Source organism: Metabacillus sp. YM-086, assembly GCF_048059995.1.
Classification (GTDB): Bacteria; Bacillota; Bacilli; order Bacillales; family Bacillaceae; genus Metabacillus; species Metabacillus litoralis_B.
In genome coordinates this window covers 62175-86449 of record NZ_JBLUOI010000004.1, presented here as the reverse complement: position 1 = coordinate 86449, position 24275 = coordinate 62175, and the positions used below count along the sequence as shown (strand labels likewise).

The following is a 24275-nucleotide window of genomic DNA, read 5'->3' as shown; positions in this document are numbered from 1 at the left end:
GTTCTCGCAAATTAATACGAGGATCTTTTAGGCAAGTGATCCTTTAAATATCTAACTTAATACGAATCTTTTCCCTTCCATTTTCAATAAAGTATTCAGGTGAAATACTCTCACCGTTTATGAAAACTTCCTTCTCTTCAAGAGATCCGTGTATGACTAATGTCCATTCTTTCCAATCAGGCTGATAGTTTCCTCTATTTTCAATCGTAAATTCAACCCTATTGGCATGGAATTCACAGGAAACATGTTTCTCTAAATAGTGACCTTGTTCATAAGAAAATGTTTTTCCATCATCCTCATATAAAGCATACTTTGCCGTACCATGAGTAGTTGGGTACAAATGAATTTGCAAATCCTCTTCACGGTGTTCTGTAGATTGTTTAATAGAACCATGAGCTATGAATGTTCCTTCTTTAATAAAAATTGGTAAGGTATCAAGATTTGCTTCTACTAAAATATGTTGATTCCCTTCACTGATTTCACCAGTCCAATAATCAATCCAATTTCCTTCAGGAAGATAAACAACGCGATGGAATGTATCAGGCTTTGTAATGGGAGCGATGATGACATTATCTCCAATCAAAAATTGATCAGATAAGTTGAAGGTATGACGGTCCTTTGGGTACTCCATAAATAATGGACGCATTACTGGTACACCTGTTTTGCTTGCTTCTTGAAATAAAGTATAAAGATGTGGCAGCCATTTATATCGAAGCTGGATATATTTTTTAACAATTTCTTCAATACCTTCACCAAATGACCATGGTTCTTGGCGGATACTTTCAAGAACGCTATGATTACGGAAATAAGGAGTAAATGTCCCAAATTGAGTCCAGCGTGCTAACAGCTCACCTGTTGTATCGTGTGCAAACCCACCTACATCCGGTCCAGTTAAAGCTACACCGGAAATCCCAAGATTCATACACATTGGGATCGCCATTTGTAAATGCTCCCAGAAGCTTCTGTTATCACCAGTCCACACAGCAGCATAACGCTGCACTCCAGCATAACCAGCACGCGTTAATAAAAATGGCCGCTTTCCATCTAGTAGGTTTTTCATCCCATTGTAGGTTGCTTCTCCCATATAAAAACCATATAAATTATGCATTTCTCGGTGAGATTTCAAGCTTCCATCTTGATTATGCATCACTTTAGTATCCATTGTTTTTGTTTCATTAAAGACCGCCGGCTCATTCATATCATTCCAAATGCCTTCGATCCCCATATCTGTATAAAATTTATGTTTTTCTCCCCACCATGATCTAACTTCACTGTTCGTAAAGTCAGGAAATGCACTATTTCCTGGCCAAACATCTCCATGATAAATGTTTCCGTCAATGTATTTACAAAAATGGTCACCGTGAATCCCCTCTTGGTAAATGGAGTATTCCGGATCTTCTTTCACGCCTGGATCAACAATTGGTACAACATGAATACCCGCATTTTTTAAGTCTTTCAAAAGCTGTTCTGGATTCGGAAAACGATTCCTATCAAATGTAAATACTCTGTAACCATCCATATAATGAATATCTAAATAGATGGCATCCACCGGTATCTCTTTTTCAAGAAAAGAAGTAACAAGTTCCCGTACTTCCGCTTCTGTTTCATAACTATAGCGAGACTGATGATAACCTAGAGCCCACTTTGGCGGAATATCCATACGACCTGTAAGTGTTGTATATTGTTCTAACACATCCTTAGGTGTTGGACCTACCATCACATAATAATCTAGCTCTCCACCTTCAGCAGAAAACGAGTAAATATCACGTTCTGTTTTCATATCAAAGATTGATTTGAATGGATTATCAAAGAAAATACCATGTGCAAACCCTTTGTTTAAGGTCATAAAAAACGGAATCGATTGATAAAGCGAATCGATCTCTGGATTATGTGGGGCAAATACATCACTATTCCACATCGTCATCTTTTCTCCACGTTTATCTAAAAAGCTGGTTTTTTCACCAAATCCATAGAAATGGTCATCTGTTTTCATTTCCTTAAAGCAAATCACTTCTTTTTTCTCGTTATATCCCATACCACGTGATGTTTCTTGTACTAGTAATCGCTCATCCCGATCGTAGATTGAGATACGGAAGGGTACACGTGATATGTTTAATGATAGTTTTGAAGTATGAAGATTAATTGTTTCTTCTGTCTCACTCACTGCTATATCTACAATTTCTGGTTCCGTTACTAAGGCAAAGCTACTTTCCATCGTAGGTGGTGAAAATGGATTCATTACAACTCTGACAATTTCTTCTCTATAAAATTGAATATTCACAAACGCCTGTTCACAAACAAATGAATAAGTATTATCTATTCTCGTAAAAGAATTCAAATTTCCAATATCGTGATAAGGAACACCTTTCATAGACTTTTTACTGCCAGGATGTATAGCAAAGCTCGTATCTTGCATGTAAACTCCTCCTTATTATTTTTGTACCAAAACATAATAACCCCAAGGTTCAAAATCAAAAGTATGTTCTTTCGTTAACCTGAAAGGAGAATGATCGAAGTACAGCTTATAGCTACCTGCTAATGAGTTATTTTTTAGAGTCGTAGAAACATGGTTCTGTGATAAGTTAACCATCACTACAACCCTATTCTTCTCCTTTACCCGTTCAAACATGAAAATACGTTCATCTGATGACTCCAGAAAGTGTGTGTCTCCTCCATCATGACCATTCCAAAGAGCAGAGTTTTCCTTTTTCAAACAAATTAGCTCCTTATAAAAGTCTTGCATGGTAAGATCATTCCAAGAGATTTCGTCTTTTTCAAAGAACTCCAATCTTTTATCAAGTCCAGCTTCTTGTCCGGAGTAAATCAATGGAATCCCTGGTAAAGTAAAGGTCAATACTGCCATCGCTTTTTCAGCTTTACCGAATAATTCTGATGTGGTACCTTCCCAAGAATTATCATCATGATTTGTAGTCCAATGCATGGGGTACGTACCTTGTGGATATAACCTTCCCATTCGATCAATATAATCCTTTATATCACTTGCACTTTTTTCTCCTTTAGCAATATCCCGCATAATATGATTGAGTTCCCAACCATAGTTTGAATGGAAGGCTTCATCTAGTAATTCATAGAATCTATTATCCTCTGCTAACATATAAACCTGTTTGATCTTATCCAGTTCTTTACGAGCTTTCTCCCAAAATTCTACTGGAACACCACCGGCATAATCAGCACGATACCCATCGATATCTGCTTCTTTCACCCAAAACTTCATAGCACTTAACATTGCCGCACACATATCTGGATGATCATAATTTAACTGAGCTACATCATGCCAGGTCGTTCCTTGTGCTGTTGGCGAAAGGATTTCTCCATGGTTGTTTGTTTTATACCAAGTTTCATTCTTCATCCATTCAGAATCCCATCCTGTATGATTTGCCACTAAATCTAATAAAATCTTAAATCCCATTTCATGTGCTTTTTCTACTAATCTCTTAAAATCATCCATTGTTCCAAACTCAGGATTAACAGCTGTATAGTTTTGTACAGCATAGTAGGAGCCTAGGGTACCAGCCCTTTTTTCTTTGGAAATAGGATGTATTGGCATAAACCAAAGAATATCTACTCCTAAATTTTTAAGCCTTGGAAGATGTTCTTCAAACGCCTTAAACGTTCCTTCAGACGTATATTGTCTTACATTTACTTCATATATGACGGCATCTTTTCCCCATTCAGGATATTGAGCTTTATTTTCCTTGAACTCCTCTTCATTAATCACTTTGTTACGATCTGCTATACTCACTCTTTCTCATTCCTTTCGAATTTGAAGTATGAATATGAATAAAACAAGTTAAAGTCTTTCCCTTCATCACCCTTTAACAGAACCAAGAGTAATTCCTTTAACGAAATATCGTTGAAAAAATGGATAAATCACTAAAAGAGGAAGCATTGAAATGAATATTTTCGCAGCATTTAAGGTTTGATTAGAAGAGCTTGCAAGACGTTGTGCTGATTCTGCATCAATTTGTGAAGGATCAATTTCAACCGTTACAGAACGGATATATGTTTGTAAAGGATATAAATCATTATTTGTCATTAACACCAGTGCCTGAAAAAACTCATTCCAATGCATAACAATCGTAAAAACTAAGATTGTCGCTAGAACTGGCTTTGACAATGGTAAATAGATATCAAACAAAATTCTCCAAGGTCCTGCACCGTCCATTACCGCTGATTCTTCTAATTCCTTCGGCAGGTTTCTAAAGAAATTCATCACCAAAATCACATTGAACACAGGTAATCCACCACCAAGAACAAGTCCCCAAATATTGTTCGTCATTCCTAGTGTTTTCATCGTCATATACCACGGAACCAAACCACCATTAAAAAGCATCGCAAAAATTAATAGCCACATAATAATATTTCTTGGTCCGAACTCTTTCGATGTTTTCGATAATGGGTATGCCATTAAGACCACGACTACGAAGGTCGTGATCGTTCCTAAGACCACTCGCTGAATGGAAATCAAAAATGAATTGAGAAATTTACCATCTTCTACAATTAGAGAATAAGCTCCTAATGTAAAATCCTTTGGCCAGAAAAAGACTTGCCCTGCAGAAACAGCGGCTTTATCACTTAATGAAATAACTAACGTATACCAAACGGGATAGATACAAAGAAGCGTTATTAAAATAAGCAAAACAACATTAAAGCCATTGAAAAACCTGGATACTAGTGTTTTATCTTCTACCATTTACCTCACACCCTTTATTAGAAAATTCGATAATTAGCAAATCGATAGGCTAATCCATATGAGAACGCAATAAGGATAAATCCAACAATCGATTTTAATAGTCCTACTGCTGTTGCTAATCCATATTGCATATCAATAAGTCCAGCACGGTAAACCCATGTGTCGATAATATCGCCTGTTGAATAAACAAGTGGATTATACAGATTAAAAATTTGATCAAAACCCGCATTCAAAATATTTCCCATACTTAACGTCCCTAATAAAACAGCAACAGGTAAGATACTCGGTAGCGTAATACTAATTAATCGTCGAAATTGAGAAGCACCATCAATCGCAGCTGCTTCATACAATTCAGGACTTATAGATGTAAGAGCTGCAAAATAGATAATGGCCGCAAAACCAAATTCCTTCCATATATCACTACCAACAACAAGTGCTGGAAAGATGCCAGCATCAGCAAAGAACATAATCGGTTTTATTCCAATAGCCGTAAGTAATTGATTCACAGGACCTGAAATTGAAAACATATCCAGCATAATGCCGGCAATAATCACCCAAGACAAAAAGTGTGGTAAATAAACAATCGTCTGAACAGAACGGGTAAAAAATCTGTTTTTCACTTCATTTAACATCAGTGCAAATACTAAGGGCACAACTAAGTTACCGATCATTTTTAACAGCGCAATGACGATTGTATTTCTAAAGATTTGTTTACTATCATCAAGCTCAAACATATACTTAAAATTCTCAAGCCCAATCCACTCTGACTTCCATAACCCTATTCCTGGATTAAAATCTTTAAAAGCCATTAAAATTCCATACATAGGTAATAAATTAAAAAAGAATAGCCAGATAATTCCCGGAAGCAGCATCAAATAATAATGCTTATAATCTGATCTGTTTTTCTTCGTCTTTGTCCTAAGGTTGAGACGAAGACCACGATGACTTTTAATCGTTTCCGCTCTATTTTCCATACTCTTTATCCTCCTTAAGAAGATATCAAGACGAGTGAAACACCACCCGTCTTGACTATTTTTACTTCAATTCATTAACTTCCTTCGTGATTTGCTCTCCACCCTGTTCGTTCCACTTCTCAACGAATTTATCGAAATCACTGATAGGTGCATTACCCATAATAATTTTCAAGAATGTTTCATCTTCTAATTTCTTTAAATTATTCCATTTTAATTCCATTGTTTTTGTTTTTGCAGTAGCGATGCTTCGAACATAATTGATATCTGCATTGATGAAAGCAGAACCACCATTTAGATGAGCGTATAAATGAGTGAAGAATGCTTCATCTCCAGCTCGATCCCAGTATTGAATGTTATAGTCATCATACGGTTCCTTTTTCACATTTTTCACATGCTCTGCAAGATCATACGCAAAGCCATAGTTTACTTTATCAATATCCTCTAGTTTAAGCTCTCCAGCAAGATGTTTCTGTGTTGAAGTCACGGCATACTCTAACTGATCTCCATGTCCCATAACCATAAATAACGGAATTTCCTGTGACGTCATTTGCTTATCTGCTACTACTTCCTCATAGCTAGCATCTTTCTCACTTACATGAATATTAGTCATTTTTATGACAGCTTCAGGATGTTCATAATCTTTGCTAACGACAATATACGTGCTTCCAGTCGTTTCGTTTGAATTAATTTTACCTGAGGAGTCTGTAGGGCCGGCATAAGGACGCCAGTTAGCCTTTGGATCATTTTTAATAGAATCTTCTAGATTGTACGGTGACCACCAAGGACCAAAGAAGATCCCTGCTTTTCCACTCACAAGAACTTCCTGCGCACTTTTTCTTAAAGCCATTTCCTGATCAAGGATTCCTTTTGCATACCACTCGCGCATCATTTCAAGTGTTTTCTTTGTTTCTGGAGTAGTTGATCCATATACTGCCTTGCCATCTTTATCTTTTACCCATATTCCCGGATAAGCGTTATTCGCAAAGAATAGAGATGAGAAATTTAAGAAATGATCACCTGAGGTCAAGAATGTTGAACTAAGTGCTCCGCCTTGTGATGTTCCTACGATTCCTAGTGTGTTTTCTCCACCCATTTTATTATCAATAAATGCTTGAGCAATTTTTTCAAGATCTTCTAACGTCTTTGGTGCCTCAAGGCCTAGCTCATCAAGCCAATCTTGTCGGATCCAAGTTAACGGTGCTGATGGAAGAGTTGTTTCAGGTAAAGCGTATAATTTTCCATCATAAGTAACATTATCTAATAGCCCTGGATTAGAGTCATAAATATCCTTTAATCTTTCTGCCCCATATTTATCATAAACATCTGTTAAATCTGCCAGCTGACCTGCTTTAATCATTTGCTTTAGCTGGGTTTCGTTCACCACCATTGCATCTGGGATATCGTTACTAGCAATTGATAAGCTTACTTTTTGCTCATAGTCCTCACCTGCTGTTGCTTCCCATTCATGCTTTGTCACAATGTTATACTGATCTTCTAACCAACGTGTGTAAACATTGTTTTCAGGTGTATCCTCACCATCAAATTTATAATTCGGATCAATTCCTCTTCCAATTGAAATTTCAACGGGTTCTGAAAAGCTTCCTAATGGATCAATATTTTCTTCGGAAGTATTTTTGCTTTCTTTTGACTCGGTACTGCTTGTGTCCTTACCCACACAAGCACTTAAACTTGCAATCACTAGCAATAAACTCAAGAATGTGAACAGCCTTTTTTTCATCTTTCTCCCCCTCTTTATTGTCCTTTTTTGTTTACGCTTTCAATATACCATGACACCTTATTCCTTCGAGTTAGAAAGCGATTTCAAATAAAGTTCACTATTTTCTAATAAATAGAAAAACGTTCAAAAAATGTCTACCTTCTTTTCGAACGTTTTCTACCCTTTATTGTTTTTGAACTAAGGCTACGGAACAATTAAAGCTCTTAATCATTTTTATCTTCGATTATTGCCAATGTATCTACGATTCTACAAATGAATACAAAATGTCATGCTTTCGCTCTAAGTACAAGTAGATAAAAAAACGCTCGAAATAAAGGGTCCTTTATTCCGAACGATTCCTACCTCCTACTTACCCTTTGAATCCATTCTTCTATATTCACTAGGCAACACACCTACATAATCCCGAAACAGTCTGCTAAAATACTTTTCATCGTTATATCCAACCTTCTCTGAAATCCACTGAATTGTTTTCGTTGAATTACGCAAATATTCCTTTGCTCTTTCCATACGGATTTCCCTTAAGTAGTCTGTATAGGTTTGACCAATAATATCTTTAAAACACTGACTAAAATAACTGCTACTCATATTTACCTTTCTAGCAATCTCCCCTGCTGTCAAAGGCTGATCAATCTTTTTTTGCGCCAATGTCACAGCACGCATGATGCTATCATGAATTTCATCTGAATAAGGCGTCTTCATATTAATCACTTTAATAATCTCTCTAATTTCCTTTAACCAGATCTCAAAATGAAACCAGCTTGACAGAAAGTCGTCTATGGTGATGGGCTCAGGCAGGATTTGACTATAAAGCCTGTTCCATTCATCTGTTAACGAATAAAAAAACCTAGTTAATCGTATTGGCTGCATCCGCATCGCTTTAAGCTCATGAATCATCGTTACAAACACCGCATCATCATAAATCCACTCACCGGAAAGCCACCTGTCTTTTAATCTATTTAAATCATATTTCGTCTCTTTCCTTTCCTTCGCTAACAGCTCCTCACCTTGAACAATCTGAAATGGCTGTGCTGGGTCATAGTCATAAAACAAGTCACTCTTTTGATATCCACGAAGAAGTTGTAAAATTGACTTTCGATCCATTCCTTTTAGATTTTGAAAGACAATCAGAGCATATTCTATCTTTGAGTTTATCCATTCAAGTATTGATTTCTTTTCTCGCTCTAGCATATCTGTCCAATACCATATGCCCACATCTGCTTCGAAGGCTCTTTTCAATAGGGAGGCATCTATTTTCATTTCATCTCTTTGGAGGTTTAATGCGTATAAAACAACTAAATCATTTGTTTCTTCTATTTCATTCTCACCTGTTAACTGTCTTTTTGAAGAATCTTTCTGCTCTATCAACGAAACAATTCGTTCTAAAACATCCTCAAACTGCTCTTTTTCTAGCTCCGTTTTTGCAATATAATCAACTGCCCCCATGCGAAGAGCCTTCTGCACATACTCAAAATCTTGGTGCAACGTCAGAACAACAATTTGGATATGTGGATACCTTTGACTTACTTCCTCCATCAATTCAATTCCTGACATAACAGGCATTGCTAAGTCTGTAATTAATAAGTCAACCTTGTTCGTTTCCAAAAATTCAAGTGCTTTCTCACCATTATTCGCTTCCCCCACAACAATCATCCCAAAATCCTCCCAAGGCATAAATGAGATTAATCCCTTACGAACGATTTTTTCATCATCTACAACTAAAACTCTTATCATTGAGCATCTTCACCCCCTGATACAGGTAGGAGTATAGATACAATCGTGCCTTTTCCAACCTCACTTTTAATTTCCAACTTAGCTTTATCTCCATAATTTGATTCAAGAATTCGCTTTACATACCTCATCCCAATTCCCATCCCCACCTTTTGGCTTTCATCTTTTTGATCAAGAAATAAAGCTTCAATTTCTTCTTTTGACATTCCCGACCCGTTATCTTGAATCGTAATTTGGAGGTTGTCCATCAATTGAATGTCCACATGAATATATCCGTTATCACTAACACCATGATAAAGAGCATTTTCCACCAATGGCTGTAGAATGAATCGAGGAATCGAAATCCCCATCGTGTTTTCATCTACATCAATATCAACATCAAATTGAAAATCATAGCGAATTTGCTGTAACTGTAGGTATTCCTTTACTGCTTGTATTTCTTTCTCAACCGTTGTTTCCTCACCCATTTTCCCAAGATTGTAACTTAGCAATTTATTTAACGAGAGAACTAACTTATCAATTTCTTTGTTTCCGTTAAAAACAGCAAGCCAACGCACAGTATCTAGTGTATTCATGAGGAAATGCGGATTAATTTGATATAATAATTTCTCTACCTCCAAATCTGCTCTACGTTTTTCTTTTTGTTCAACTTCTCTATACAGATCCCAAATCTTCGTTTTCATCGTTCTTACTTGATTTAGTAAATAATCAAATTCAGGTATTTTCGTTAATTCTGTATCTTGCGTTTCGGTTTGTATTAACGTTTTAATTTCCTTGTTAAACTTATTCAAAGGGTTATATACCATCTTCCATAAAAACCAGGCAAATAATAACGAAATTAAAATGAATACGATAAAAATAATCGAAACTTGAAGAAGCCATTTGTTTCGTTCTTGATTCAGTTCTTTAATCGGAATGATCGAAACAATACTCCAGCCTTGGTTACTTGTTTCTTTACTCCAAAAGTATGTACTATAATATCCTGATTTAGCTTCAGAGCTGTATCCAGGAAACATATTGTTCTCAGGAAAAACATCCTTGTTTTCACTAAACGTGACTCTTCCTTCATTATTTAGAATGAGTAATCTCCGTGAGTTATCTTTACGATTTTGAGGAGCAAATAAGGTCTCCAAAGCATTCCGACCTGTTTCAATATATAAATAAATATTATGATTTGATATATTCACTTTTCGCATCGAGCTAAATACAAATTGATTAATATAGCCGCTGTAACTTTTATGTGGACCATAATAGGTGATTCCCGAATATTTAGCCATAACAGGTAGCTGCTCCGGCAAAAAATCATCACGAAGCCTAAAATTTTCAAAATCATGTAAACCTGTGTCAGGATAATAGTACATAATTAACCCAACATTCGGGTTAGAAAAAGAAATCAGGTTTATTTCACTTTTGATTTCACTTAATAGCTCTATCCGTTTAGAGGGTTCAGTCTCCTTTTGTAATTCTTCTAACAATAAAGTCACCCGCCCACCAAACGCTAACTGTTGTGAAACGTGATTTATGTTATTTAACGAATTCTCCAAGGTAACCAAATCCTGCTTCAAGTTACTTTGAATGGAACTCTCTACCTTATTGTCTATAATGGAATCTATTGTGTAAAAAGAGATAACACCAAGGCAAATAAACGGAATGAAGGTACTGATCAGAAAAATAAGGATAATTCTATTTTTAAACGTGACTTTGCTCAAACGGTTAACTAGTAAGTTCATCATCACAATGTCCTCACCCCCTCCCATAGTTTTGTTAACGCTTTCAACAACTTTTAGATTGATTGCTTTTCAAAAATGTTATTCAGTATATTTAATTAGAAATCTAGCTTTCTATATAGTCATTTTACATGCACTGTTCTTTTTTCTTTTCATAACTTCCATATTTTATAAGGTTAAATATATTCTGAATCTTATCCTATATCAGATTTAATATCAATATCTACACCTGAACAATTATGAATATATTGACTTTTCCTCCTATTAAAAAAAGCTCCAATCCTCAAGGAATGAAGCTCTATATTCAACTCACCAAAGCGCTTAGAGTGGTATTTAATGAATCATATAAAGGAGAATTTTTGCAACCAATAAAATTGATCTCGTACATGGACTGATTCAATATCCATTAACCGTTTTATCATTTATATAAATAACGATATACACTCAGCTTTAAATAATTGTATTGCTTTTCATTAGTATCAGAAAAAGCCTCATCTCTATTGGAATGTATATCTGAATACTCAATTTCATTGTGAAATTGTGAAGCGGTAAAGTCATATCGTTTACCATCTATGATATTGTAAAAGTGCCAACCATCTAGTAGAAGAGTTTTCTTAATTTCTCCACCTAAAAGGTCCTGAACAACTAAAGCGGTTACTCCACATTGGCCTCTTGCCGGGTTATCTTGACTCCATTTTGTACTTGATTCTGAGGACCATGACTTTTTAAGTAACTGATGAACATGTTCTATTTGCAAATGATCTACCAACACACATTCCCCCTCAATCTTCTAGTTTCATCATCGCACCAAAGTATTGAGATGCAGTAGCAAATGAAATAAAGGCACATAGCTCACTTATTTCATTATCGGAGAAGGTGTCTCGTAATATAGTAAAAGTAGATTCTGAGATATCACCCTTTTGCTTCAAAAATACTTCTGCAAAACCAACTGCAACGGAAATTTTTTCATCAAACTTATCCGGTTCAGGCTTCCCTTTTGCCTTACAGTATTCACAACCATTACCCTGTGCTAATGTTCTCCTCACTTGTTCCTTTAATTCTAAGGATAGTAAACCATCCTTCTCTAGTTCATTACCTAAATGAACCCAGCCTTCCATCACTCGTTTATTGTGTCCTAATAGCTTTTGGAATGATGTACGACCATACTTAGATTCTGCAATCCTTGCCATTGAAACAACCTCCTTGTAAAATTAATTATAAAATTCCGTAAAGCATTTTCACATTAAATCTGAAATATAAATACATATAATATTTTATAAATTTAAATTAATAAGGAGGTTTCACCTTAAATATGAAAATTGACGTGATTGATAAAAAAATACTAGATGAATTAAATACGAATAGCCGCCTGTCTATGAGTGAACTTGGAAGAAGGGTAAACCTGTCTTCTCCATCTGTAACTGAGCGAGTCAGACAAATGGAGTCATTTGGTATCATTAAGAACTATACTTTAGAAGTGGATTATGAAAAATTAGGACTACCGATTCAATGTATAATAGAAGCAACTGTAAAAAATGGGGACTATAAATCTTTTAAAAACTATATAGAAAAACTTCCAAACGTAGAGTTTTGCTACCGTATCGCAGGTAATGCCTGTTATATGCTCAAAATGAATTTTGAGACCTTTGCTGAAGCAGAAGAATTTATTAATAACGTCAACCCATTTGCACAAACTGTAACCCACTTTATCTTTTCTCATGTGCCTACTAATCAAAAGCTGAATACTTAATTTAGATTTAGTAAAGAACTTATTTCCCTTGGTTTACACGTAACCATAGAATCACTCAATATAAAAATAGAGAAACGACTAATCGTTTCTCTAATGATTTTGTTCCCATTATTTTTTTTTAACTACCCAGCCAGAATTGACATTCGGGAAGATTATGAAAATCACACTAATGTAATTTTTCATAATCTTCCCGAATGGGACATTACCATATCTTAAAATGATAAAGCGTTCCATTTTTACTCATAATCTTCCGAAAAAACACCGTTTCCTTTGACATCAAAAACGATAAAATGAAACGCCTTCTCCCTTTGTTTTACATTTAAGGCATTCAAATACACATAGATAATCCAGGTAAAGATAAATCCCGTTTTCTTCTTTAGCATTGCTAATAAACGTTTGGTACAATACTATAACCTATATCAATAATTCCCTCTTCGTTTGGTCCACCTTTAAATCCCATATCACCTATACTTGTGTTATCTTCCTTATTAATAATAATTCCTTCCCATTCATTCTCATCAGGCAATCTTCGAAACCTCTCAATCTAATAAGCGAAAAAGTGTCTATAAACTTCCATAGGATAACCTTCTGATATATTATATGGAACGATCTTTTCTAGTTCACTATTACTTATTAATAAAGCCTCCATCATCTCAACTGTAAAAGTAACTAACTTAAGTCTGTTAGTTTCTACAAATGGCAAACTATTTCCCCCCCTATAAATGAATAAATAATGGTTAAGATACTGAACCGTAGTGAAACGCTCTACTGCCTAGACAACTTCAGCTTTCTTTTTTCGAATAAAATCCCAAAAGCCACAAACACACAACACGCTTCCGAAAACAGAAATAAAGATAACAGGAGAAATTACATTAACAAAAGAAAACCCAATCATAGTTACACCGACAATTAAATAGTGGTTAACAGTGTGTAATCGATAGTTCTTCTGCTCTATATGCCATGCACGAAAATAACCCTGTAAAAATCCTAAGATGATTTGCAATAGTAGAGCAACATAAGGAAGAAAGTCAAGCGAATTTTTTATACAGCCTACAAGTATATATACAACACCCATCCCAGCGTAAATAAAAGGGATATAAGAATTGTTCTTATTCTTTTTTGAGTGAAAGACACGATAACCCCAGGCAGCTGCAAAAGAAAATGCAGAAAATAGCCATGAAAATAAGGTGAAAGTCAAGGATACTTCTTTTAACCAAACTATATAATATGGAAAAATAGCGACCTGTCCAACTGTCACAACAAGAGGGATATACCGTTCACTTGTATTGTTCATGTTGTCTCCTTTACTTGATGTAATAGTCATAAAATAGATTTCGAAAGACCTCATTTGGATCTCTTCGCAATTTTTCTTCTTGGAACCTTTCCCATTCAGGATAAGACTTCATGAATTGTTCTTTTGTTTGATAACGATAATAAGGAAGATAATATGTTCCTCCATAGTCGAGGGTTAAACTGGTCCAATCTTGGATAATAGCTTTGGCATTAGCAATCTCTTTTTCTTTTAATCCATGTTGAATCAAAATTACTAGACCAAACATATCTTCCTTGGCATAGTTCAAACTTGTGTGGTTGTCCTTTGCTGCATATCGCACCGTAATATTATGTACTTTAAGATCTTCATTTTTGTCGTTTGGTGAGAGCAATTCCTTTAAATCATTTATGTATTCTTCGTAAGAATGGACTGGAATAAAAAACTCTTGCAAGACTTCGACTCGATTAGGTTTTGTAAATTCCATGAATGTAGATTCCGAGCGCATAGCGTTATTTCTATTAATCGTATTACCGTCGATTGAGTTAATATATAGTTTTTGAGTTTCCCAAAAAACATTCTCTAAGAATCCACCTTGTCGTCCAAGATCTAGCGCCAGTTTACTTAGACGAACATCTCGTTCTCCTTTGAGTGGCGTATTATGATCCTGTTTTCCTGTATAGTTGTAATCAATCACATACATTTCATCTAAAAAGGTACTTGGAGCAACACTTACCCTAGCATAGTGCATAGCAGTATTTTTATTATCTAATAAATTGGTAAAATAGGATTCATACTCTTCCGTTTGTAGTTCTACTGTATGGATGGTGTATACTTCATTTTCTGTTAATTCCAATGTCACATCTAAAATCACACCGAATAATCCATAGCCGCCAAAAACATACTTCATCCATTCTTCTGAGCTATCTCGGGTTACTTTCTTGATTTCTCCTTTAGGGGTTAATAATGTCATTTCCTTTACCGTTCCTGCCATAGGACCAAAACGAATATCTCGCCCGTGAGCGTTTACTGAAAGGGACCCCCCTATTGAAAAAATTGACTGCGATTGGGTTACTTTTAAGGCTAAACCATAAGGTGTTATAGCTTCTTGGACATCTTCCCATGTCGCTCCACCTTCTACACGTATTGTTTTATCCTGCTCATCAATTTCTAACACATCATTGAATGTCCGCATATCAAGAACGACACCATCTTTGTAATAAGTATGGCCGCCTTGTGAGTGCTGTAATCCAGCAACGGAAATTTGCTGACCTTTTTCGTTTGCTTCCACTACAATCTTTTGTAATTCAGTACGATTTTCTGCTTTAACTACTCGTTCAACTCTTTTAGGAAGAAGACCTGTATAGTCTGTTACTAAATTACTTTGAGATAGTCCATATTTTCTTTTCTCAATCGGTATGCTCCATAAGACTACGCAAATAATAACAAAAACTAGGCTTCCAAGAAACCATGGTTTTTTAAATAATTCCGTTATCGTTTGCATATTAACTCCTGTTTTTATATGTAGTGTTGTTATTTGAAAATCCTCTTATTACAAAAGACGCCTTTTGCAAAAATTTGTATATGCTAACACTGTAAAAATGTTGCATTATCATGCTTTAATCAAATATATATATTTTGTTTCTAAAACTAATGCTTAACACTAAACCTAGAGCTAACATATTCCCTACCATAGAGCTTCCACCATAGCTTATCAATGAAGTGGTATTCCACTAATGGAATTAAACCAATAGTCATACCAATATTTTGGAATGCATGAAAAGTAAACATTGCATAACCCCAATACATATGTAAAATGATAGCCTTCTCCTTGTATCAAACGGGACTTATTATTTTCCATGCTATCCCTGATATAAAAACTAATCCACAAAAAATCGAAATCAGAACTAAAGACGTTCCAAGGTCTGGTTGCTGCATTATTAATATGATAAGTATCATGGTAGTAATTGTCATTTTCATTAATAGGGATAGATTACCTTTAATACTAGCATTTACATTACTAGATTTCTTAATAATATAACTAAGTAATATAATTAAAGAAATCTTTATGAGTTCAGATGGTTGAAAAGATATGCCAGGTAGTCTAAACCAGCTTTTAGCACCATTTCCAGAATAATCAATAGTAAAAAACAATAAGAAAAATGTGTTTTGAGTAATGAGAAATAAAAATGGACTACTAATACAGTACATCGTTATTCAATTCTTGAGCTTATAAATTTTCACTTTACACATTAACATTAAATTGAATCAGAAGACATTTTATAATTAGAAATATAGACTACTTTTATATTTATAACTTGATTGTTCTTTAAGAAAAATTCAATATGTCGATCCGATTCTTTATCAAAGTAACCGATCCTCTTATAGCTTTTATCTTCTTTATTCGTATAATAGTTCGATCCGTACTGCTGGATGACTTCCTCTTTGTTACTACCTACTTTGATCCCTTTAACCGTTTGATACACCGTACTATTGATCTGGTATTCGACGACTATATTATCATCTAATGTAATAGAAAGACCATCATTTCCATATGTTAAATGAGTGACTGAATCAATTTTTTCAATTCTCTTGGGTTTCCCAAGGTTCTTCTCTACACTTTCAGAGTTATCTCTTAAACTTACCCCATTTGTTGTTTCATCTTGTAATTTTGTAGATCGCACTTCGCTCATATAGTCATAAGCATCTTTTTGAAGGACATCACATCCAGCTGCAGCTAAACTGGCTGCAAGAATGACTATAGCTAGTAAACTCTTCTTCTAATTTCCACAGGGCTGAAAAAACTAATGAATTAAAAGTTGAAATTCTTTGTACAGAAGATAGTAATGGCAGACCATTAAAAGATTCATTTATATTTACTGCTGAATAAATAATTTATTTACATTGAACATCGTGCCCAATAGCACGATGTTTTTTATTGTTCATATTTCAATTATATGTAACTGTCTCTCAAAATTAATAAAGCACTTATCCTTGTCTTTCCTTGTTCAATAAAGGCGCTTTGATTGCTGAAGAGTGTTATTAAACAGCCCGCCTCATTAGCTTAATATTTTTTGCATTCTATATCTCGGAACTTTGTCTTCCTCTTCAATTCTAAGTAATTCAAATCCGTGTTTTTTATAAAAGTTTATTGCATTAATATTCGTTGGAGATACTCTTAATTGATATAAATTCAATTGATTTTTGCGAAAGAAATTCTCGGCATATTCTATTAGTTTAGCTCCGTAACCTTGCCCACGGTATTCTTCAACTAAGTAAAACAAATTAACGTATCCAACGTTCTTATTCTCAAATTGCTTAATTTGCAACTCAATTTGACCCACTGGCTTATCATCCATTTCAACAATTACAAGTCCCTCTGGGAATTTATTAAGCCTTTCGAATATCCTCTTTATATAACTATTATTACTCCCAAACAATTTTTCTTCACCAAAGCTAATAATGTAAGAATTTCTTCTAAATTTAATAATGGTTTCATTATCTCTTGGTATCTCAATCCTTCGAAATGATAACAAGTTAACTCCTCTATAATAATTTATTATCGTATATACCTTTACCTTTACTTTCTTCAACAAACCGCCCCATTAAATTGAATGAAACTCTTCACATTCAATCTCCATTCTATATAGTTTTAAAAGTAGCTCTCCTCTTATTCAAGAACAGCGCTTTTGTTTGTTAAAGATTGTCCTGAAACTAAAGCATCTTACCCTCTCAAGACGAAAAAGATGAACTCGTAATATCTAAGTGACAATAAAGCCAATCTATTGCTACCTTAATATTCTCAGCGACATATTCAATGTCTATATCTCTAATTTTGTCATAATGTTCATTTAATGCTGATTGACCTGCACCCGTTTTCACAAGTATTTTGATACAATTAGCTCTAGAAGCAGCTAACATATCACTCCATCTGTCACCTATGACAACACAATTTTCTAGATTTAATTTATATTTCACTGCACCTTTGGTAAGCATTCCTATGTTGGGCTTCCTACAAGAACAACCTTCATTATGACTATGTGAACAAATAAAAGTATCATCGAAGCCAAATGTGGTAAGTTCGTCTATAAAATCTTGTGGAGTTGCTTTTCCTTCAGATATTCCTGGTTGATTTGTAAATGAGAATACTTTAATCCCATCTTTCCTTAATTTGTATATTAATTCTTGAGAATGAGAAAATAATTCAAATGTTCCTGGATAGTGTACAGTGTCATCACCACCAATTGTTCCATCACGATCCAAAAAAATAGCTTCTATTTTACGAATATTATTCATTAAAATGATCTCCTCACCCACTAACAATCATCTACCTAATATTAAATTTACTTCATCAAACCTGCCTGTTAGTTAAAGTACATATTACAACATCTTCCTAATTTTAACATATCCTCATCCTTGTTTATCTAAAATAATTCACTTAAATTGGAATAAGCACCCCTCTTCAATTCCAGAAAGGCGCTGTTATTGCTGAAGATTATTATTAGATTAAGCACCTTATTTAAACACTTTATCTATTTCATACTTGTCGTAAACTAATATCCATTCATTGTATTTTTTATAAATGTCCCGTATAGATTCAGGTGAGGTAGCAAACAAATCACATCCTCTATCATCGTACACATGAAAAATCGTTTTTCTTTTGATATTTAGAAAATATATCCTATGAAAAGTACTTGGTTGGATCCCTAAATGTTGTATATTTATAAAAGCATGATTACCGTAAGAGCTTTTAGTGAGTTTTTGTTCTTTTTATAGTATTCTCTTTCTTTTCTTTTGTCCTCTCGATTGCATTTCTTTGATGTTGAAACAGAAGAGAAAATTAAATAGATGCAAAAAACGGAAGTAACTGTTTTAAAGCCGTTACTTTTTTATTTTTGGTTTGAGTTAATTTAGATAAATATAAAAAAGCATATTTCTATATAACAAACATACTTTTTAACTATCGATGTACCATTTGACGTTTTTCTTCAATTGATCTAAGTGATCAGGATCCCATTCTGAAATTTTATATAAAAATGAGTAGTTCATAATGCATTTAATTTCGCTATCTTCTGGATGATGAGATAACCCAAAATTATGCGAAAGTTCATGTTGGAGGGATTGGTATGTTCTATCACCTTGATCGTAGACAACACTATAAGCACTCTTTTTAGGTTTTTCCTTATAAATAGGAGCGATGCCTCCCTCAGTAAAGTTCTCATCCAATGTAATTCCTACGATAAAATCATACTCAGGGTTATCCCAATTTGATTTAAGATCTTGCAATATCTCTTTACTGTTCAACCCGTCAGATTCCCACTTGCCTACAGCTGTTACTTGAAAATCAATGTTGAATGTATTATTAAATAAATCATCTGCTTGTTCCACTACTTCTTTTGCTCTAATTTGCCAATCCTCATGTGTGTTTCTGTATTCTTCATCAACTGCAACTAAAACATATAGGGGATGGGGTTCAAATGCGGCATCTTTTTCATTAGGAATAAATGATAAAAATAAAAGTGCAATGACAAAAAGAAGAATAGGAAATACTGACCTAATAAAAATCTTATTAATCAATTATTTGTCACATCCTCAGGAAAAGGCCATGCTAGGTGCATGGCCAATGGTTTAACAATACAGAATTCTATTAGTGTGCGTGGTAGGATGTTTTGTGTCCAATAATACTTGAGCAGTTGATAGTACCGTCACAATACTCAGTGTTATTATTATGATCTCCTGTGCAACCAATCCAAGCGGCAAGCATACAATCACTGCCAAAGAAATGACTCCAGTCGTGAACATGACGAGAATCAGGAGCATTCCAACCATTATAATCAATACATGGTTTATACGGATATTTGTGACTATATGCTACAGTTTCTTCTTCACTATCAGAAGTAACGGAGTCTGCAGGCGTTTCTTCTAATACAACAGTTTCTACTGATTCTTCCGAAGAACCTTCTTCCGTTCCTTCATGATCATGTACGTGATCATGTTCTTCCTCTTCACCTTGGTGCATAGTAGCATTTAGATAGTCATCTAAATTTAATGGAACCAATAGATCATTAACTTTTGATTTATTGATTGTAAGTTCTTGTGTGGAAAGAACTTCTTCTCCGATAACTAAGGAAGCTTCATATTTACCCGTTTTAACATTAGAGAAATTATAATTACCGTTTTCGTCAATAAATGTTTTGTAGCTGTACTTTCCATTCTTGCTTACTAATTGGATTTCAAAAGAAGCGCTACCTACACGGAACATTTCACCTTTGTCTGAGTTTGTAATAACACCGCCTTGAGCAACAATGTCATCTTTCATTTGTTGGGTAGCTGTGTCATCAAATAAAATCCCCACCGTAACAGATCCGTTTACATGTGAAGGGTTTACTGCTTGAGCTTTACCAAATGCAGGTGAGATTAAGATGGCTGTTGCACAAGCAATAACACCAAAACCTTGAATTTTTTTAACAAATTTACTTTTGTTCATATGTACTCCTCCAAAACGATTAGTATATGGCGATTAGATTAAAAAAGCACCTCCTTAGTGAATTGCCACAGAATCAATCATAATAATCCAGAATCTAGAGTCAATCGTTTATGGGAAATTAGGGAAATATTACCCACCTAAAAAATGGAAAATAAGTAAAGAATCACGATTTTATAGTTTCGAAGTGATAAATTTCCACATCGTTCGACTCATTAACATTTAATACCATAATTGGTAGAATAAGAAACCTACTAATACAAAAGCAAGGGAGATACTTTATGAAAAAAGTTTTTTATTCAGCCATTATTTTTCTATTATTATGTGGATGCAGTGCACAACCAAAAGGAGATGGCTCATCTTCGGATCCATTAGTTGCTAAGATCTCTATTGAGGATGAAAATGTTGAGCCAGGGGAAAAAGTAAGATTCACTCTAACGGTAAGTAAGGGTGAAGAAAATGTTAAAAAATTAGACGAGGCGTACTATGAACTTGTATCTGTAGATGAAAAGAATAAGGTGGAGAAGGAAGATTTTGAACCAAACAAAAATGGTGAATATTCGTTTGTAAAAGAATTCGAAAAAGAGGGAAGATACCATTTAAAGTATCACGTCGAAAAGGGAGAACAATTTTTCGAGGAAACCACAACTCTTTTAGTAGGTTCTGAAGTATCAACAGAAGAGAGCCATGACCATACAGAGGTAACTACAAGTGATACGCATGAACATGAAACCACTAATGAAACACAAGAAGGAGAGAAACAAAAAGGAAACATTTCTACGCACCTTATGTATGATTCAAATGCAAAAAAACTTCTTGTTCATGTATCAGAAGGTAGTGCCTATTTAAAAGAAGCAAGAGTTCGATTTGAAATTTGGAATGAAAAAACAGCAGAAAAACATACATATTTAGACACAGTTGAAGAAAAAGAGGGAGAGTACGTCCACCAACTTGATAGTGATTACGATGGTTTATATCACGTAAACATACATGTTGAAAAGGGAGAAACCCACTATCATAAAGAAGAGGAAGTAAACTTTTAAAAGAGGTGATTTGATTGAAGAAGTGTTTACTAGTAGCATTCATTCTTGCGGCCACCCTAACAGTCTCTGGATGCGAAGTACTTCAAAAAGATGCTTATGATTATATGAGCGATGTAAAAACTACTAAATTACAAGATGAATCGACCAACGGGATGAAACTAGGCGACAGTTCCGAAAAGGTTCAAGAAGAACTTGGAGAAGCAAAAAAAAATGAACAAACAGATTCCATAACTCATTTAACGTATGGAAATGATGGGCTTATGATCATGTTAATAGAAAACAAAGTTGTGGAATATCAAATCAATAGTAGCTACTATGAAACAGTTAAGGGAATTAAAGTGGGTAGCAATAAAAAGGAAGTCATTGAACAATATGGACAGAATTTTTATACAAATAAAGAAAGCAATACTTCTGAGAGTATAGGGTACTTTGATAAAGAATCAAATAAGCATATTGAATTCTCGTTAAAAAATGGTCAGGTAATTTATATAAAAGTAGTAGACATTTCTTAATTATTTGTGATGATTCCTGTGGTTCTATTTTGTATTAGTGACTTGGAAATATGGTTTGAAGAAGTAAAGTGTAAGAAAAAGGGCTAGGCCCTTTTTCTTTTTAATAATGTCTCGTTTAATTTTTAAAGTAATAAAATAAACCTGATGTTAGAACATCATTTAACCAAGAAGTGTAATCTAACAGTTCGATCGACTCTTCATCTGAATCATCTGGAACCTGAATAGTTGTGGTTGTGTTTTAAGTAGTTATTTCTTTCTTCTGAGATAAAAGATGGGTAATACAGACCGATATACACGTCAAGGTCGACATAATTTCGGGAATTGGGAAATATCACACTTTGATAGTCCGAGATTCAGAAAAATAATTTTTTAAATATAGGCTCTGTTAATGTTTAATGTTGTTTTTTATCATAAATATTAGAGAAACCCTTGAATACAAGGTTTCTCCCGTTAAGGAAGTTCTTTTCTTATTTGTTCAAGTAACTTTTTGGATGGATTATATGTTTTATTTCGCATAAGAACCTTTTTCAAGGATGTCAATTGATAATTCTTTATTACCAACATAAAAATAGAGAAACGACAGAATCGTTTCTCTTAGAAATTTTACAGTTAAACTTTATCTTTATGTAATTTGCCATTCCAAAAGATTATGGATTACTACTAAACAGCCGTCTCATTCTCCCACTTCTTCTTCCCATCCTGCACAAACAGAATCCCAAGCTCATGATGCTCACCATCATAAAGCGCTCTTTGAGCATATCTGATTTCTCCGTTAAAATTGATCACTTCAAGCTTACAAAATGCTCGGTTTTTCTGGAGAGCTTGATAAAACTCGTCCACTGTTTTCACAGCATACCCATTAACCTTTGTGACCATTTCCCCGACTTGAAGGGTCATTTTTTCAGCTGGTGAATGTGGAAGAATGCCTAGTATCATTAAGCCATGATCTCGTTTTGAGAAATAAAACGCTGCTGAGTCATCGTTTAGTCGTTGACGGATTGTGATGAATTCGCGTCCTACCATCGCAACAAACACAGCGATAAATGCTGCAGGTGCAAACCAAATACTTGCTACTGCCATGAGCAGAGTCAACACACCGAGCCAGATAACCCGTTCTCCTGTCACCTTCATACTTTCTTTTGGCAATGAGCCTTGAACACGCTGATGGAATCCAAGGAAAAATGGTATGAACAGTAGTAAAAACGGCTCTCCGTTAATTGATAGCACTGGCCACCAAGGTAGTGACGAGGTTAACGAACCACCTGGAACAAGTAACAGCAATGGAAGCATCCACGTTCGTTTTGCCTGATGATTTCCGATTGGTAAACCTCTAGTACTTGTTTTTAAAAACGGAGACGTTTGGATATGTGCTGTGCGGAAAATAAGAATTCCCTCCGCTATGACTAATAAAGCAGCTAGAATGCTAAGTGAAGCAAAGCTTGTCTCAGATAATCCTACAAAAAAAGATCCATCTGGAATAAAGGTTGCTGCTAACAGCGTTAATCCCACTGTAAAAGCAGCTGACAGCCATCGCAGCTGAAATGTAAGACCAATCACGGCTGTAATAATCGCCATGAGGACAACAGTTCCAAACGGCAGACTTAAGCCTAATGCAAAAGAAACAACAGAGACAATCAGTCCCAACACAATTCCTTTTGTATACGTAAACTTCATTTCATTATAAATATCGAACACACGAATATGAAAAGACTTTCTTTCTTGCTTAACACGAAGATAGCCATAGGCAAATGTGAAAAGGAAAAAAAGATAAAAGAGCGGATGGATAAAGAAGCGACCGGCTGCCCATAGCAACTCTAGTAACCAATCATCGATCAAAACAGAATCCCACCTTACTGTTTCTATTAGGTTAATCATATTTTAACATCTCGGTGGAAAATTTAGTATTCTTATTTTAAGTTGTTCCAAATACACATGTTAGAAAGTGAAAAATCACTAAAACACTCATCTTCCTCAATTCCTAAAATAAGAACAATCGTTTTAATCGATTTTTTTATATCTGAAAGAGATAGCGAAAGTCGCTTATGATTTTTTAAGAGATAGGAAAAAAATGCTTTCACACATTCTTGATCAATCTGCTGTATTTTTTTGATGCTTGTATAGTTGGCAATATACATACTAAATAACCGAACAGGCTTACTAGGGCTAGTGTGAAACTTATGTTCAGAACTGCTTTCCATCAACTCAGTTAAAAACTCCTGATACACCTGCTCCTTTTGTAAACTGGAATTTCTCATGGTTAACCTCCTAAGTTTCACCGATATATTATATAGGTACGAACATAGAGGCTTTTTTTCGTCCTTATTGGCAGAAAAGC

General features: G+C 34.8%; 24 protein-coding genes and 1 pseudogene. 3 read left to right on the top strand and 22 right to left on the bottom strand.

All coding sequences use genetic code 11. The features are described from left to right. Positions 1-43 precede the first annotated feature (43 nt). From ACEWK1_RS03125 to ACEWK1_RS03085, 9 genes are all read right to left on the bottom strand, one after another. Complete coding sequence (locus ACEWK1_RS03125; RefSeq protein ID WP_212135788.1) at positions 44-2416, bottom strand: glycoside hydrolase family 31 protein; 2373 nt, start codon at positions 2414-2416, stop codon at positions 44-46. A 15-nt stretch (positions 2417-2431) separates the two neighbouring features. Continuing rightward, positions 2432-3763, bottom strand: a complete 1332-nt coding sequence (locus tag ACEWK1_RS03120) for an alpha-amylase family glycosyl hydrolase (protein WP_212135786.1) — start codon at positions 3761-3763, stop codon at positions 2432-2434. Positions 3764-3829: 66 nt separating this feature from the next. After that, positions 3830-4714: a carbohydrate ABC transporter permease gene (locus ACEWK1_RS03115; protein WP_212135784.1), complete on the bottom strand. Its 885-nt coding sequence runs from the start codon at positions 4712-4714 to the stop codon at positions 3830-3832. A 17-nt stretch (positions 4715-4731) separates the two neighbouring features. Then, positions 4732-5586 (bottom strand): ABC transporter permease, encoded by an 855-nt coding sequence (locus tag ACEWK1_RS03110; protein WP_232273887.1) that lies wholly within the window; start codon positions 5584-5586, stop codon positions 4732-4734. 163 nt (positions 5587-5749) lie between these two features. After that, on the bottom strand, positions 5750-7426 hold the full coding sequence (locus tag ACEWK1_RS03105; protein ID WP_121663610.1) for an extracellular solute-binding protein: 1677 nt from the start codon (positions 7424-7426) through the stop codon (positions 5750-5752). Between the two features lie 345 nt (positions 7427-7771). Further along, positions 7772-9157 carry a response regulator gene (locus tag ACEWK1_RS03100; protein WP_212135783.1) on the bottom strand — a complete coding sequence of 462 codons (1386 nt, stop codon included), beginning with the start codon at positions 9155-9157 and terminating at the stop codon, positions 7772-7774. Beyond that, a complete protein-coding gene (locus ACEWK1_RS03095) occupies positions 9154-10887 on the bottom strand; it encodes a sensor histidine kinase (protein WP_162987577.1) in 1734 nt (577 codons plus the stop codon). The genes ACEWK1_RS03100 and ACEWK1_RS03095 overlap by 4 nt, the downstream gene beginning before the upstream one ends. Before the next feature lie 412 nt (positions 10888-11299). Next, positions 11300-11650 (bottom strand): hypothetical protein, encoded by a 351-nt coding sequence (locus tag ACEWK1_RS03090; RefSeq protein ID WP_285849118.1) that lies wholly within the window; start codon positions 11648-11650, stop codon positions 11300-11302. Between the two features lie 13 nt (positions 11651-11663). Then, the gene (locus tag ACEWK1_RS03085) at positions 11664-12071 is read right to left on the bottom strand and encodes a carboxymuconolactone decarboxylase family protein (RefSeq protein ID WP_121663613.1); all 408 of its coding nucleotides are present in this window, start codon (positions 12069-12071) and stop codon (positions 11664-11666) included. 122 nt (positions 12072-12193) lie between these two features. On the opposite strand from ACEWK1_RS03085, the gene ACEWK1_RS03080 reads away from it, so the two are divergent. Further along, complete coding sequence (locus ACEWK1_RS03080; protein WP_121663614.1) at positions 12194-12631, top strand: Lrp/AsnC family transcriptional regulator; 438 nt, start codon at positions 12194-12196, stop codon at positions 12629-12631. Positions 12632-13016: 385 nt separating this feature from the next. Here the strand turns inward: ACEWK1_RS03080 and ACEWK1_RS03075 are convergent, their stop codons facing one another. The 11 genes and pseudogenes from ACEWK1_RS03075 to ACEWK1_RS03025 form a co-directional block, all read right to left on the bottom strand. Next, complete coding sequence (locus ACEWK1_RS03075) at positions 13017-13157, bottom strand: hypothetical protein (protein ID WP_212135777.1); 141 nt, start codon at positions 13155-13157, stop codon at positions 13017-13019. Positions 13158-13175: 18 nt separating this feature from the next. Then, positions 13176-13334, bottom strand: coding sequence for a hypothetical protein (locus ACEWK1_RS03070; RefSeq protein WP_212135775.1), 159 nt, complete (start codon positions 13332-13334; stop codon positions 13176-13178). Between the two features lie 69 nt (positions 13335-13403). Next, positions 13404-13925 carry a hypothetical protein gene (locus ACEWK1_RS03065; protein ID WP_212135774.1) on the bottom strand — a complete coding sequence of 174 codons (522 nt, stop codon included), beginning with the start codon at positions 13923-13925 and terminating at the stop codon, positions 13404-13406. Between the two features lie 10 nt (positions 13926-13935). Continuing rightward, positions 13936-15405 (bottom strand): FAD-binding oxidoreductase, encoded by a 1470-nt coding sequence (locus tag ACEWK1_RS03060; protein WP_212135773.1) that lies wholly within the window; start codon positions 15403-15405, stop codon positions 13936-13938. Between the two features lie 332 nt (positions 15406-15737). Continuing rightward, positions 15738-16112: an FtsW/RodA/SpoVE family cell cycle protein gene (locus tag ACEWK1_RS03055; RefSeq protein ID WP_212135772.1), complete on the bottom strand. Its 375-nt coding sequence runs from the start codon at positions 16110-16112 to the stop codon at positions 15738-15740. A 47-nt stretch (positions 16113-16159) separates the two neighbouring features. Then, positions 16160-16594, bottom strand: coding sequence for a hypothetical protein (locus ACEWK1_RS03050; protein ID WP_212135771.1), 435 nt, complete (start codon positions 16592-16594; stop codon positions 16160-16162). 366 nt (positions 16595-16960) lie between these two features. Then, on the bottom strand, positions 16961-17494 hold the full coding sequence (locus ACEWK1_RS03045) for a GNAT family N-acetyltransferase (protein ID WP_212135770.1): 534 nt from the start codon (positions 17492-17494) through the stop codon (positions 16961-16963). Positions 17495-17633: 139 nt separating this feature from the next. Continuing rightward, positions 17634-18188, bottom strand: coding sequence for an HAD-IIIA family hydrolase (locus ACEWK1_RS03040; RefSeq protein WP_212135975.1), 555 nt, complete (start codon positions 18186-18188; stop codon positions 17634-17636). A gap of 228 nt (positions 18189-18416) precedes the next feature. Next, a pseudogene (locus tag ACEWK1_RS03035) lies at positions 18417-18617 on the bottom strand (DUF3885 domain-containing protein); the annotation flags it as partial. A gap of 240 nt (positions 18618-18857) precedes the next feature. Beyond that, on the bottom strand, positions 18858-19478 hold the full coding sequence (locus ACEWK1_RS03030; protein ID WP_212135769.1) for a zinc-dependent metalloprotease: 621 nt from the start codon (positions 19476-19478) through the stop codon (positions 18858-18860). A gap of 70 nt (positions 19479-19548) precedes the next feature. Then, entirely contained in the window at positions 19549-20388 is an 840-nt protein-coding gene (locus tag ACEWK1_RS03025; protein WP_212135768.1) for a hypothetical protein, read from the bottom strand. Positions 20389-20666: 278 nt separating this feature from the next. Here ACEWK1_RS03025 and ACEWK1_RS03020 point away from each other — a divergent pair, with 278 nt between their 5' ends. Next, the gene (locus ACEWK1_RS03020) at positions 20667-21428 is read left to right on the top strand and encodes a FixH family protein (protein WP_212135767.1); all 762 of its coding nucleotides are present in this window, start codon (positions 20667-20669) and stop codon (positions 21426-21428) included. Positions 21429-21442: 14 nt separating this feature from the next. Further along, positions 21443-21940, top strand: coding sequence for a hypothetical protein (locus ACEWK1_RS03015; RefSeq protein ID WP_212135766.1), 498 nt, complete (start codon positions 21443-21445; stop codon positions 21938-21940). 660 nt (positions 21941-22600) lie between these two features. On the opposite strand, the gene ACEWK1_RS03010 is transcribed toward ACEWK1_RS03015, so the two are convergent. Both ACEWK1_RS03010 and ACEWK1_RS03005 read right to left on the bottom strand, forming a co-directional pair. Continuing rightward, the gene (locus ACEWK1_RS03010; protein ID WP_212135765.1) at positions 22601-23776 is read right to left on the bottom strand and encodes a PDZ domain-containing protein; all 1176 of its coding nucleotides are present in this window, start codon (positions 23774-23776) and stop codon (positions 22601-22603) included. Between the two features lie 71 nt (positions 23777-23847). Further along, the gene (locus tag ACEWK1_RS03005; protein ID WP_212135764.1) at positions 23848-24195 is read right to left on the bottom strand and encodes a swarming motility protein SwrAA; all 348 of its coding nucleotides are present in this window, start codon (positions 24193-24195) and stop codon (positions 23848-23850) included. Between the last annotated feature and the right edge of the window lie 80 nt (positions 24196-24275).

Excerpts from the sequence above, each read along its gene's own strand:
- ACEWK1_RS03105 (WP_121663610.1), bottom strand. The coding sequence starts at position 7,426 with ATGAAAAAAAGGCTGTTCACATTCTTGAGTTTATTGCTAGTGATTGCA.
- ACEWK1_RS03080 (WP_121663614.1), top strand. The coding sequence starts at position 12,194 with ATGAAAATTGACGTGATTGATAAAAAAATACTAGATGAATTAAATACG.
- ACEWK1_RS03065 (WP_212135774.1), bottom strand. The coding sequence starts at position 13,925 with ATGAACAATACAAGTGAACGGTATATCCCTCTTGTTGTGACAGTTGGA.
- ACEWK1_RS03020 (WP_212135767.1), top strand. The coding sequence starts at position 20,667 with ATGAAAAAAGTTTTTTATTCAGCCATTATTTTTCTATTATTATGTGGA.
- ACEWK1_RS03115 (WP_212135784.1), bottom strand. The coding sequence starts at position 4,714 with ATGGTAGAAGATAAAACACTAGTATCCAGGTTTTTCAATGGCTTTAAT.
- ACEWK1_RS03055 (WP_212135772.1), bottom strand. The coding sequence starts at position 16,112 with ATGTACTGTATTAGTAGTCCATTTTTATTTCTCATTACTCAAAACACA.
- ACEWK1_RS03125 (WP_212135788.1), bottom strand. The coding sequence starts at position 2,416 with ATGCAAGATACGAGCTTTGCTATACATCCTGGCAGTAAAAAGTCTATG.
- ACEWK1_RS03110 (WP_232273887.1), bottom strand. The coding sequence starts at position 5,586 with ATGCTGCTTCCGGGAATTATCTGGCTATTCTTTTTTAATTTATTACCT.
- ACEWK1_RS03085 (WP_121663613.1), bottom strand. The coding sequence starts at position 12,071 with ATGGCAAGGATTGCAGAATCTAAGTATGGTCGTACATCATTCCAAAAG.
- ACEWK1_RS03060 (WP_212135773.1), bottom strand. The coding sequence starts at position 15,405 with ATGCAAACGATAACGGAATTATTTAAAAAACCATGGTTTCTTGGAAGC.
- ACEWK1_RS03025 (WP_212135768.1), bottom strand. The coding sequence starts at position 20,388 with ATGAACAAAAGTAAATTTGTTAAAAAAATTCAAGGTTTTGGTGTTATT.
- ACEWK1_RS03100 (WP_212135783.1), bottom strand. The coding sequence starts at position 9,157 with ATGATAAGAGTTTTAGTTGTAGATGATGAAAAAATCGTTCGTAAGGGA.
- ACEWK1_RS03095 (WP_162987577.1), bottom strand. The coding sequence starts at position 10,887 with ATGATGAACTTACTAGTTAACCGTTTGAGCAAAGTCACGTTTAAAAAT.
- ACEWK1_RS03005 (WP_212135764.1), bottom strand. The coding sequence starts at position 24,195 with ATGAGAAATTCCAGTTTACAAAAGGAGCAGGTGTATCAGGAGTTTTTA.
- ACEWK1_RS03050 (WP_212135771.1), bottom strand. The coding sequence starts at position 16,594 with ATGAGCGAAGTGCGATCTACAAAATTACAAGATGAAACAACAAATGGG.